Genomic DNA, 11221 nt, shown 5'->3' with positions numbered 1-11221 from the left:
CATCCTGAGCATGGCGGTGAGGCAGTCCGTGGTTGCCAGCCAGGTACTGAGAGTTTCTCATGCGCTGGCGCGCAATGGCTTTGGCCCGGTCTGCAGTGGCAGTGCGCTTTTACCGGACCATGGGCGCACTGCCGCGGACTTGTTCTATGCAGCGACTGGAGCGCTGGCCAGGAACGCCGCTTAATTGCGATACAGCTCGCGGTACAGCGGGTTTTCCGCAACGACGACCTTCACGCCACCCGCCTTGAAGTCCTGCGGCGCCAGCGTGGCCAGGTCCACTACGCCGTCGTCGTGGTACAGGTCGAAGTGCCAGGTGAAGGACTTGCCATCCACATTGAACTGTACGGTTTCGCCGTTGGTCACGCTGATTTGCTTCGTATCGGACGTCACGTCAACGGTGCGCTGTGCGGCGCTGGCGGCAGCTGGTGCACCGAAGACTTTAGGCTGAACGTCGAAGATGCCTGCATGGGCGCTGACGTTGATGAGGGCGGATGCTGCGATGGCAAAGGCGATCAGGGATTTGGTGGCTTTCATTTATGGGCTCCAGGTTAGTATTCAATTCGACACGTCGTCGATGGATACAAGCTTAGAGCCCAGCCCCCAACCATCCGATTAYGGGATCATTACAAAGTGCTGACATCCGGGAAGGCGATTACAAAACGGGTCACCCCATTATCGCTGGCGGCGCGCCAGCTGCCCTGATGCAGGGACATGATGCTGCGCACGATGGACAATCCCAGTCCGCTGGATTCGGAGCTGCCGGCGCGCGACGGGTCGGCGCGGTAGAAGCGGTCGAAGATGCGGCCCAGGTGCTCCGTGGTGATTGTCGGCCCCTTGTTTTCAACGGTGAAGGCCGTTCCGGCGCCATCCTGTGCGGCCGTGAGCACAATTTCCGAGTCCTCGTTGGCGTAGCGGACGGCGTTGGACAGCAGGTTGGCCAGCGCCCGCCGCAGCAGGTCGGGATCGGCCCACACCGTGCCTTTTCCCTCGAATACCAGCTTCACATTGCGGTCGCAGGCCGGACCTTCGAAATATTCGCAGACTCTTTCCATCTCTTCGCGCACATCCAGCGTTTTGCGCTCGATGGCGTGGTCGGCGTGTTCGGCGCGGGCCAGGAAAAGCATGCTGTCCGACATGCGCGAAAGACGCTGCAACTCCTCGAACGTTGATCCGAGCAGTTTTTCGTAATACTCATTGCTGCGTTTCTGGCCGAATGCGACCTCGATCTGGCCCAGCATATTGTTGACGGGCGTGCGCAGGTCGTGCGCCATATCGGCCGACACCTGGCTTAGTTGCGAGAAGCCGGTGTCCAGACGCGCCAGCATGCCGTTAAAGGACTCGATCAGCGGCAGCAGCTCGCGCGGCGCCAATTCGGTGTCGATACGCTGGGACAGGTTGCGCACACCGATCGATGCCGTCTGCTGCGCGAGATGGGCGACCGGCGCCAGCGCACGCCGCGCCAGCACATAGGCCAGCAATGCTGTCAGCAAGCCGCCGACCGCAGCCATGAAGACGATGCGGTTGCGGTAATCCCGGAGCAGGCGAGTGCGCTCGATCATCAGTTTTCCGGAGATGACCTGGATCTCTTTGCCTTGCGTCGTCCTAGCGAAGGCGGAGGTGTAGATGAACGGTACGTCGTTCCTGCCCAGCGTATGCCGTACCGCGTCCAGCATCAGATGCTGGCCGGCAGGGACCGGTTCGATCTCCGGCACAGTGGACTGGCCGGGATTGATCTCGATCAGCGGCGCATGGCCGGGAAACTTCAGCACCAGCAAGGCTTCCGAATTGCCCAGCATATTGGCAAACAGCTGCGGCTTGGTGTTGATGAGGTCCATCACGTCCTCGTCGCGCAACAGGGTGCGTACCTGGTCAACGCGGGTGATCAAAGCGATATCGTCGCGCTGGCCGAGTTGATCGGCGAGACGCTCATACAGCACATAGCCAATCGCGGCCGCTGCCAGAAAGGACAGCGCGGCAAGTGCCAGCGAAAGGCGGTTGACAAGGGAAGGGCGGCTCATTCCTCTTCCTCGCAACGGTAGCCGACGCCATACACCGTGTGGATCAGGCGCTGTGGAAAGGGATCGTCCACCTTTTGCCGCAGGCGGCGCACGGCGACGTCGACCACGTTGGTGTCGCTGTCGAAGTTCATATCCCACACGCGCGAGGCGATCAGAGAGCGCGACAGCACCTGGCCCTGGTTCTGCATGAAGAATTGCAGCAGGTTGAATTCCTTGTTGGTCAGGGCGATCTTGGTGCCCGCGCGGGAGACACGGCGCTTCGGAACGTCCACTTCGAGATCGGCGATGCGCAGGGTGTCGTCCTGCTTCACCTGGCGGCCACGGCGCAGGGCAATGCGGATGCGGGCCAGCAGCTCAGCGAAGGAAAAGGGCTTGACGAGGTAATCGTCGGCGCCCAGATCCAGGCCTTTCAGGCGGTCTTCCAGCGTGCCGCGCGCGGTCAGGAAGAGCACCGGCGTTTCCTTGCTGCTCAGGTGGCGCATCACTTCCCAGCCATCCATCTCCGGCATCATCACATCCAGCAGAATCAGGTCGTACCTGAATTCCTGCGCCATGTGCAGGCCATCGCGGCCATTGCGTGCCACGTCGACCACATAGCCCGATTCCGTCAGACCGTTCTGGATATATTCCGCCGCCTTGGCTTCATCTTCTACGACAAGGATTCTCATGCTTTCGTGTCCTTTGACTGTTATACCGCCGAGGATATCACCGTTCACTTACTCAGTCTGGTGGCGGCCTGTTCGATCAGCGCCGCCACCTCTTTCGGATGGGAGATGTAAATCGCGTGGCTGCCGCTCACTTCCACCGTCGTGCTGTGGGCGCGCGCCGCGTACATGCGCTCCAGATCCGGATTGATCGCGTGATCGTCCTTCGCCACCATGTACCAGCTAGGCTTGTTGCGCCAGGCCGGATTGGTGATGAGCGTCGTGTTCACCTTGGCGTTCGGCGGCATCTGCGAGCGCGCCATGAATTCGGCCTGTTCTTTCGACAAGTCGGCGGCAAAGTCTTCGTGGAAGTGGGCCGGGTCGATGAAGACATACCCGTCCGGCGTGAGCTGGGTGCGGATCTGGGCCGGCATCTTGTTCTTGTTGATGGCCGTGGATTCGCCGGCATCCGGCGCGTGAGCCGCAATGTAGACCAAGCCTGCCACATGGGGATCATTGCCGGCTTGCGTGATCACGGCGCCGCCGTAGCTGTGCCCAACCAGAATGCTCGGACCCGGCTGGCGTTGCAGCACGCGTACCGTGGCCGCCACGTCGTCTTCCAGAGAGGTCATCGGTTCCTGGACCATGTTCACGTTAAAGCCGTCCCTGGTGAGAATGTCGTAAACGCCGCGCCAGCCGGAAGCATCGGCGAACTGGCCGTGCACCAGCACGATGTTCTTGATCGGATCGGCCATGGCGGGGCCGGTGATGGTGAGGGCAAGGGTGGCAGCAGCTGCGGCGATGAGCTTCACGATGAACTCCTTTTTGATGGGATGGAGTTCAGTATGCGCAGCCAGGTGCCACCAAATCGTGACGCAATCATTACAAACCTATGACAGAGTGAAAATTCTGCAAAGTGATGATAGGATGCGGCCATGAGATTTTCCCGCCGCACCCGCTGGTTCGCCGTTGTACTCGCTCTGCTTGGCATGTTTTGCATGCAATTGGCAGTGGCGGCGTACGTCTGCCCACAGGCGGTGTCCGCAGAAAAAGCCGAGATGGTAAATATGCCGGGTTGCACGGGCATGGATGCCGGGCAGCCTTCCTTGTGCAAGGCGCATTGCCAGCCCAAGCAGCAGCTATCCGATAAAGTGGAAATTCCACAGATCGCGCCATTTTCCCTCTCCGGTCCGGGTTACCTGGCCGGATTTGCGCTGCTGCTGGCGCCGCAGGAAGCATCGTCCAGTCTCGCCCCGCCTGTGATGGAACGCGCCACGGCGCCGCCGATATCCATCGCCAACTGCTGCTTCCGTATTTGACACCTCCGAACGTATGACAGTGCGCCATCGCCAGAGCGATGCGCGCGTGATTAACGTTTTCGGAGTTGTTTTACCATGCAAACTTCCTTACGCGCGCTTGCCTGCGCGTGTTCCCTGTTCGTCCAGGTCCATCACGCCATGGCCGATGCAGCGCCATTGACGCTTGAAATGGCTCAGCACCAGGCGCTGGCCCATTCCCGCGCCATTCCGGCGCAAGACTTCGCTGCGATGGCGGCGCGCGAGATGGCCGTTGCCGCCGGCCGCCTGCCCGATCCGGTACTCAAAGCCGGCGTCGAAAACGTGCCGGTGTCGGGCGCCGACCGTTATTCGCTGGGCGCCGATTTCATGACCATGCGCCGCATCAGCGTATCCCAGGAATTCACCAATGCCGAGAAACGTCGCCGCCGTGCGGAGCGCTTTGAGGCGGAGGCGGAAAAAGAGGAGGCAATAAAGCGCAACGTTGCCGCTCAAATTCGGCGCGATGCCGGCCTGGCCTGGGTTGAGCTGTATTTTGCCGCGCAAGGCGATGAATTGCTTGCAGCCCTTGAAGCGCAGGCTAAGATGGAGATCGAGGCAGCCCAAGCCGCCCAGCGCGGYGCCCACGCCACTCTGCCCGATGTGGTCGCAGCGCAGCAAGCGCTGCTTCAGGTCAGCGCCCGCCGCATCGAATCCGGACGCAGGTTGCGCGCTGCCAGGCTGAATCTGGCGCGCTGGATTGGCAAAGACCCGTCCGCAGATCTGGTGCCGATGCCGCCCATCGAGAACGCCGAAGCGGCAACGGTGGGACATCACCCGCATCTGGAGGCTCTGAAGCGCGAAGAGGATGTCGCACGCGCCGACACGGCCATTGCACGCGCTGAAGAGAAGCCTGATTGGACGGTGGACGTGTCCTTTCAACAGCGTGGTCCCAGCTATCCAAACATGATCTCATTCGGCATTTCCGTGCCCTTGCAGTGGGACCGGTCCCATCGCCAGCACCGCGAGATTGCTGCGCGCCAGGCATTACAGGAGCAGGCTGCCGCGGCGCATGAGGAAGCCGAGCGGGAATGGCGTGCGGCAGCGCTAATCCAGCGCGAAGAATGGTTAGCGAATCTGGCCAGTGCAAAACAATTTCGGGAGGCCATCCTGCCGCTGGCGAAACTGCGGCAGGAAGCGGTACTGGCTGAATACCGCGGCGGCAAAGCCGCTTTGGCTGATCTGCTGGCAGCGCGCCGGGCGGAGCTGGATGTTCGCCTGCAAGCGTTGGACGCAGATGCGGCTGTCGCGAAAGCTTGGGTCAGTCTGAGTTATTACAGTGCAGGAGAGCAGCCATGAAACGCGTTTCTCTTATCGGTGGCGCTTTGGCTTTAGCAGCTGCTGTCGGCGCCGGTTACTGGGCTGGTTCCCGCCATGATAGCGGCAGGGAGCCTGCCCCGGCCGCCCCGGCTGACAAGAAGGTGCTGTACTGGCACGATCCGATGGTGCCGGGCCAGCATTTCGACAAACCCGGCAAGTCACCCTTCATGGAAATGCAGCTGGTGCCTGTCTATGCCGAAGACAGCGCGGCCAGCGGTGTAGCGATCGATTCCCGTACACGCCAGAACCTGGGCCTGCGCACTTCCGAGGTGAAGAAAGGCCAACTGGCTGGCATGCTGGAGGCGCCGGGTGCGGTGGCATGGGATGAGAGCCAGGCCGTTGTCGTTCAGGCGCGCAGTGCCGGCATTGTCGAACGACTCAAGGTGCGAACGCCATTGGCCCAAGTGCGCAAAGGACAGGTCCTGGCCGAGCTCTATGTGCCTGAATTTGTCGCCGCGCAGGAGGAATACCTGGCGGCGCGAAAACTCCAGGCGGAAGGCATGCAGGGCGTGGCCGAAGCGGCGCTTCAGCGCATGCGGCTGGCCGGAATGAGCGAAGGACAGATTCAGTCGGTTGTACGAAGCGGCACGGTTCAGCCGCGCGTGGCGGTCATTGCCCCCGCGTCCGGCGTGGTCGCGGAGCTTGGCGTGCGCGAAGGGGCAAGCGTTGGACCAGGCGCCACGCTGTTCCGTCTGAACGGCACGGCGTCGGTCTGGGTTGTGGCGGATGTTCCGCAAAGCGCCGGCGGGCAAATTGCGCCGGGATCGGCTGCAACTGTCTATTCGAATGCACTGCCCGGAGAGACCCTGACGGGCAAGGTAAACGCAGTGTTGCCCGATATTGATGCCGCGACGCGTACGCGAAAAGTGCGCGTCGATGTCATCAATCCCGGTGGACGACTGGCGCCGGGCACGTTCGCCAGCGTGCGCTTTGCGTCCCCGACCGCAGCTGAAGTGCTGTTGATTCCGTCCGAAGCGGTTATCCGGACCGGCAAACGTAATGTCGTCTTCGTTGTTTCCGGCGAGGGCCGCTTCGAAGCGGTGGAAGTCGATCTTGGCTCGGAAACCGGAGGAGAAACCGAAGTACGCAAGGGATTACGTGCCGGGCAGCGCGTGGTCGTGTCGGGGCAATTCCTGGTCGATTCGGAGGCCAGCTTGCGCGGCGCGGAATCGCGACTGGGAGCAGGCAGGGAGGCGGATAAATGATCGCACGCATCATCCGCTGGTCCATTGCCTGCCGCTGGTGGGTGGTGGTGGCCTGCATCGCTTTGGCGGCATGGGGGATATGGGCATTGCTGCGTACGCCCCTGGACGCCATTCCCGATCTCTCCGATACGCAGGTAATCATTCGCACAACCTATCCGGGCCAGGCGCCGCAGATAGTTGAAAATCAGGTGACGTATCCGCTGACGACCACCATGCTGTCGGTGCCCGGAGCGAAAGCTGTGCGCGGCTATTCGTTCTTCGGCGATTCCTTCGTGTATGTGCTGTTCGACGATCATACCGATCCTTATTGGGCACGCTCGCGTGTACTGGAGTATCTCAATCAGGTGCAATCGCGTCTTCCAGCGCAAGCACGTCCGGCGCTTGGTCCGGATGCCACGGGTGTTGGCTGGATCTACGAATACGCCCTGGTTGACCGCAGCGGCAGAATGGATCTGGGCCAGCTGCGCGCTTTGCAGGACTGGTTCCTGAAGTACGAGCTGAAGACCGTTGCCAATGTCGCCGAGGTTGCGAGTATTGGCGGCATGGTGCGCCAATATCAGATCGAGCTTGACCCACAGCGTATGCGTTCTCTGAACATCACGCACGGCCAGGTGGTCGAGGCAGTGCAGCGTGCCAATCAGGAAAGCGGCGGCTCTGTACTGGAAATGGGGGAAGCGGAATACGCGGTGCGGGCCGGAGGTTATCTGAAATCGCTGGAGGAATTCCGCGGGATTCCACTGAACGCAACCGGCGCGGGCGTTCCTGTGACGCTGGGCGATGTGGCGACCGTTCATGTCGGTCCTGAGGCGAGACGTGGCGTGGCGGAGCTGAACGGCGAGGGTGAAGTGGCGGGCGGTGTGATTGTCATGCGGTCCGGGAAGAATGCACTGGAAACCATCGACGCGGTGAAAGCCAAACTGGCGCAGCTGCGGGCCAGCTTGCCTCCCGGCGTGGAAATCGTTACGACCTATGACCGCTCCCATCTGATCCGCAATGCCGTGTCGAATCTGCGGCATAAACTGATCGAGGAATTCGTGTTGGTCGCCGTCGTGTGTGGACTTTTCCTGTTCCATGCGCGCTCGGCGCTCGTGGCGATTGTCACATTGCCGCTTGGCGTGCTGGCGGCCTATCTGGTCATGCATTACCAGGGCGTGAACGCCAACATCATGTCGCTCGGCGGCATTGCCATCGCCATTGGCGCCATGGTCGACGCGGCAGTGGTGATGATCGAGAATGCGCACAAACACATCGAGGCCTGGCATGACATCCATCCAGAGATGCCGTTGCAAGGTACGGAACACTGGCGTGTGATTGGCGACGCTGCAGTGGAAGTGGGGCCGGCACTGTTCCTGTCGATGCTGATCATTGTGCTGTCATTTACCCCAGTGTTCACATTGGAGGCGCAGGAGGGACGACTGTTCGCGCCGCTCGCGTTCACGAAAACGTACGCGATGGCCGCCGGTGCAGCACTGTCGGTGACGCTGGTACCCGTGCTGATGGGGCTTCTGATACGTGGACGAGTACCTGAAGAAACCAGCAATCCCCTGAACCGCTGGCTGGCCGCGGCGTACGCTCCCGTGCTGAATGCGGTCTTGCGCGCTCCCCGTGTGACGCTGGTTGCGGCCGCATTGTTTGCTCTTGTATCGGCCTGGCCCCTGTCCCGGCTGGGCGGCGAATTCATTCCGCCGCTGGATGAGGGGGATCTGCTGTATATGCCGAGCGCACTGCCGGGCATCAGCATTGCCAAGGTTGCTGAATTGCTGCAGCAGACGGACCGGCTGATCAAAACGGTTCCCGAAGTGGACAGCGTTTTCGGTAAGGCAGGGCGGGCAGAGACGGCGACCGATCCAGCGCCGCTTGAGATGTTCGAAACCACTATCCGCTTCAAACCACGCGAACAGTGGCGTGTCGGTATGACACCGGAAAAGCTCGTCGAGGAACTTGACCGTGTCGTCAAMGTACCTGGGCTATCAAATATCTGGGTGCCTCCAGTGCGCAACCGCATCGATATGCTGGCCACGGGGATCAAGAGCCCGGTCGGCGTCAAGGTGTCCGGCGCAAGCCTGACGGAAATCGACCGTATTTCCGCACAAATTGAACAGGCAGTGAAAGGTGTGCCGGGTGTGCGTTCGGCATTGGCTGAAAGGCTGACCGGCGGGCGATACGTGAACATCGATATCGACCGCCACGCGGCAGGCCGTTACGGTCTGAATGTCGCTGACGTCCAGAGCGTTGTCGCTGGAGCCATCGGCGGAGAGAACATTGGTGAAACCGTCGAGGGCTTGCAGCGCTTTCCGATCAACCTGCGCTACCCTCGCGAGTGGCGCGATTCGCTTCAGTCATTGCGCGATCTGCCGGTGGTTACACCGCGCGGGGCTCAGATTCGTCTTGGCGATGTGGCGGCCATTCGCGTTGACGATGGGCCGCCAATGCTAAAGAGTGAAAACTCCCGCTTGTCCGGCTGGGTGTACGTTGACATTCACGATCGTGACTTGGGCAGCGTCGTGAACGACATGCAGCGCATCGTCGCCGGGCAAGTACGGCTGCCGGCGGGCTACTCGATCGCATGGTCGGGGCAATTTGAATATCTTGAACGCGCAACGGCGAGGCTTAAGGTAGTGGTCCCCGCGACCTTGCTCATTATCTTCCTGCTGCTGTACGCGACTTTTGGCCGTTTCGATGAAGCCTTGCTGATCATGGGAACACTGCCGTTCTCGCTGGCAGGGGCGGTATGGCTGCTTTGGATGCTGGGTCATCATCTCTCCGTTGCCAGTGGCGTGGGCATGATTGCGCTGGCGGGTGTTGCGGCAGAATTCGGCGTGATCATGCTGCTTTATCTGAAGCAGGCCTGGCACGGACGGGCGCAGGCCGGACAGACTGCGGACAGTGAGTTGCGCGCGGCGATCGAAGAGGGCGCACTTCAGCGTGTGCGGCCGAAAGCCATGACAGTCGCCGTGATTGTGGCCGGCCTGCTGCCGATCATGTTCGGCCATGGCAGCGGCTCCGAAGTGATGCAACGTATCGCCGCGCCCATGGTAGGGGGCATGGTGACCGCACCGCTGCTGTCGATGCTGGTCGTTCCCGCTGCTTACTATTTGCTTCGGAAGTGGCGTCCATAGTCATCTCATTGTTAACTTGACTGATTGATCCAGAATGCGTATATTGTTCTGGATCAATCAGTCAATTAAGGATGAAAATGAACATGACCCTCAATAGCAAGGTCGCTCTGGTGATGGGCGGCACCCGCGGCATCGGCGCGGCCATCGTACGGCGCCTGGCGCGCGAAGGCGCGGCGGTGGCCTTTACTTATGCCGCGTCGGCGGAGTCCGCGAACGCGCTTGCCGCCGAAATCGAGCGGGATGGCGGCCAGGCCCTGCCCATACAGGCCGACAGCGGCGATCCTGCCGCTGTGCGTAGCGCCGTGAATCGCGCAGGCGAACACTTTGGCCGGCTGGATATCCTCGTCAATAACGCCGGCATTTTGCGTCTGGCGCAGTTCGAAGACTATCCGCTGGAAGACTTCAACCGTATGGTGGACGTCAACGTGCGCGGCCTGTTCGTGGCGGGGCAAGCCGCCGTGTCCCATATGAAAGATGGCGGTCGCATTATCTCGATCGGCAGTATCGCTTCGGTGCGCGTGGGCTTCCCGACGTCCAGTGTGTATTCGATGACTAAGGGCGCAGTGGCGGCCATGGTGCGCGGCATGGCAATCGATCTGGCGCCGCGCGGCATCACGGTCAATAATGTGCAGCCCGGCCCGACCGAAACGGATATGAATCCATCCGACGGTCCGCATGCGGCAGCGCTTCAGAGTATGATTCCGGTTCGCCGCGTCGGGCAGCCCGAAGAAATCGCCGCCATGGTCGCCTATCTGGCGGGACCGGAAGCAGGCTATGTCACGGGCGCCAGCCTGACCATCGACGGCGGCTACACTGCATAAACGAGGAGCATCATGGCAAGACCCAGAGAGTTCGACCGCGCAGACGCGCTAAGCAAGGCCATGGCCGTCTTCTGGCTGAAGGGCTATGCCGCCACGTCCACGGCCGACCTCCTGGAAGCCATGCAGATCGGCCGCCAGAGCATGTACGACACCTTCGGCGACAAGCATGCTCTCTATCTCGAAGCGCTCCAGCATCACAACGAAAGCAGCATCGCGGAACTGCTGCGCAGTCTTCAATCCGGCACGGCGATCGATGGCATCGCGAAGATGCTCTACACCTTCGCCGCGCGTCCGGAAAAGGACAACGCCAAAGGCTGCATGGGCGTGAATGCCGTGTGCGAATTCGGTGACACTGATTTGCAAGTCACTGCGCTGCGCGATGCCAGCAGTGCGGTCCTGAACAGCGCAGTTGAGCGGGTTTTGCGCGATGCGGTTGCTTCAGGCGAGATGCCGGCAAAAACGAATATTCCCCATGCGGTGGCCTTCATCGCATCAACGCTGGCAGGTATGAAGATTAGCGCCAAGGCGGGCGCCGGCCAGGATACCCTGCACGCCATCGCCAATTTTGCAATCGCCGCGTTACGGCGCTGATCGGCTGAACTATTGTTGCGTTGGCTGATCCATGGTGGTAGAAGTCTTTCCAACCACACATGGAGGATGCGATGGCTACTATCGAACAGTCTCAATGGGAAGGTGACGTACCGCTGTCCGCAACGGCGGTCGTAAAACGCATCGAAGGCTTCTACGCCAAGCCCTACGA

General features: G+C 61.1%; 11 protein-coding genes. 7 read left to right on the top strand and 4 right to left on the bottom strand.

What is annotated here, in order from left to right; translation table 11 throughout:
* On the top strand, positions 1-184 hold a 184-nt coding region (locus AB4Z11_RS09850), incomplete at its 5' end, for a hypothetical protein (RefSeq protein WP_442024895.1).
* Here AB4Z11_RS09850 and AB4Z11_RS09845 read toward each other — a convergent pair.
* The 4 genes from AB4Z11_RS09845 to AB4Z11_RS09830 all read right to left on the bottom strand — a co-directional run bounded on the left by AB4Z11_RS09845 (position 181) and on the right by AB4Z11_RS09830 (position 3474).
* Complete coding sequence (locus tag AB4Z11_RS09845; protein WP_442024893.1) at positions 181-534, bottom strand: CzcE family metal-binding protein; 354 nt, start codon at positions 532-534, stop codon at positions 181-183. The genes AB4Z11_RS09850 and AB4Z11_RS09845 overlap by 4 nt on opposite strands.
* An 89-nt stretch (positions 535-623) precedes the next feature.
* Positions 624-2018 carry a heavy metal sensor histidine kinase gene (locus AB4Z11_RS09840; RefSeq protein ID WP_442024891.1) on the bottom strand — a complete coding sequence of 465 codons (1395 nt, stop codon included), beginning with the start codon at positions 2016-2018 and terminating at the stop codon, positions 624-626.
* Positions 2015-2686 (bottom strand): heavy metal response regulator transcription factor, encoded by a 672-nt coding sequence (locus AB4Z11_RS09835; protein WP_442024889.1) that lies wholly within the window; start codon positions 2684-2686, stop codon positions 2015-2017. Before AB4Z11_RS09835 ends, AB4Z11_RS09840 begins: the two co-directional genes overlap by 4 nt.
* A 44-nt stretch (positions 2687-2730) precedes the next feature.
* A complete protein-coding gene (locus AB4Z11_RS09830; protein ID WP_442024887.1) occupies positions 2731-3474 on the bottom strand; it encodes an alpha/beta hydrolase in 744 nt (247 codons plus the stop codon).
* A 123-nt stretch (positions 3475-3597) separates the two neighbouring features.
* Here AB4Z11_RS09830 and AB4Z11_RS09825 point away from each other — a divergent pair, with 123 nt between their 5' ends.
* From AB4Z11_RS09825 to AB4Z11_RS09800, 6 genes are all read left to right on the top strand, one after another.
* Positions 3598-3981 (top strand): hypothetical protein, encoded by a 384-nt coding sequence (locus tag AB4Z11_RS09825; protein WP_442024885.1) that lies wholly within the window; start codon positions 3598-3600, stop codon positions 3979-3981.
* Between the two features lie 75 nt (positions 3982-4056).
* The gene (locus AB4Z11_RS09820; RefSeq protein WP_442024883.1) at positions 4057-5295 is read left to right on the top strand and encodes a TolC family protein; all 1239 of its coding nucleotides are present in this window, start codon (positions 4057-4059) and stop codon (positions 5293-5295) included.
* A complete protein-coding gene (locus tag AB4Z11_RS09815) occupies positions 5292-6521 on the top strand; it encodes an efflux RND transporter periplasmic adaptor subunit (protein WP_442024881.1) in 1230 nt (409 codons plus the stop codon). Before AB4Z11_RS09820 ends, AB4Z11_RS09815 begins: the two co-directional genes overlap by 4 nt.
* A complete protein-coding gene (locus AB4Z11_RS09810; protein WP_442024879.1) occupies positions 6518-9640 on the top strand; it encodes an efflux RND transporter permease subunit in 3123 nt (1040 codons plus the stop codon). Before AB4Z11_RS09815 ends, AB4Z11_RS09810 begins: the two co-directional genes overlap by 4 nt.
* Before the next feature lie 77 nt (positions 9641-9717).
* On the top strand, positions 9718-10461 hold the full coding sequence (locus tag AB4Z11_RS09805; RefSeq protein ID WP_442024877.1) for a 3-oxoacyl-ACP reductase family protein: 744 nt from the start codon (positions 9718-9720) through the stop codon (positions 10459-10461).
* Between the two features lie 12 nt (positions 10462-10473).
* Positions 10474-11052 carry a TetR/AcrR family transcriptional regulator gene (locus AB4Z11_RS09800; RefSeq protein WP_442024875.1) on the top strand — a complete coding sequence of 193 codons (579 nt, stop codon included), beginning with the start codon at positions 10474-10476 and terminating at the stop codon, positions 11050-11052.
* The last annotated feature ends 169 nt before the right edge of the window (positions 11053-11221 follow it).

The sequence above is a fragment of the Pseudoduganella sp. RAF53_2 genome (genome assembly GCF_052113985.1).
In the GTDB taxonomy this organism is placed as follows: domain Bacteria; phylum Pseudomonadota; class Gammaproteobacteria; order Burkholderiales; family Burkholderiaceae_D; genus Rugamonas.
Note: the sequence above shows the minus strand (reverse complement) of the source record. Positions and strands in the feature narration are given on the sequence as shown.

Bases quoted from the DNA above. Each gene is read 5' to 3' on its own strand.
- AB4Z11_RS09800 (WP_442024875.1), top strand. From the start codon at position 10,474: ATGGCAAGACCCAGAGAGTTCGACCGCGCAGACGCGCTAAGCAAGGCC.
- AB4Z11_RS09845 (WP_442024893.1), bottom strand. From the start codon at position 534: ATGAAAGCCACCAAATCCCTGATCGCCTTTGCCATCGCAGCATCCGCC.
- AB4Z11_RS09835 (WP_442024889.1), bottom strand. From the start codon at position 2,686: ATGAGAATCCTTGTCGTAGAAGATGAAGCCAAGGCGGCGGAATATATC.
- AB4Z11_RS09825 (WP_442024885.1), top strand. From the start codon at position 3,598: ATGAGATTTTCCCGCCGCACCCGCTGGTTCGCCGTTGTACTCGCTCTG.
- AB4Z11_RS09815 (WP_442024881.1), top strand. From the start codon at position 5,292: ATGAAACGCGTTTCTCTTATCGGTGGCGCTTTGGCTTTAGCAGCTGCT.
- AB4Z11_RS09805 (WP_442024877.1), top strand. From the start codon at position 9,718: ATGAACATGACCCTCAATAGCAAGGTCGCTCTGGTGATGGGCGGCACC.
- AB4Z11_RS09840 (WP_442024891.1), bottom strand. From the start codon at position 2,018: ATGAGCCGCCCTTCCCTTGTCAACCGCCTTTCGCTGGCACTTGCCGCG.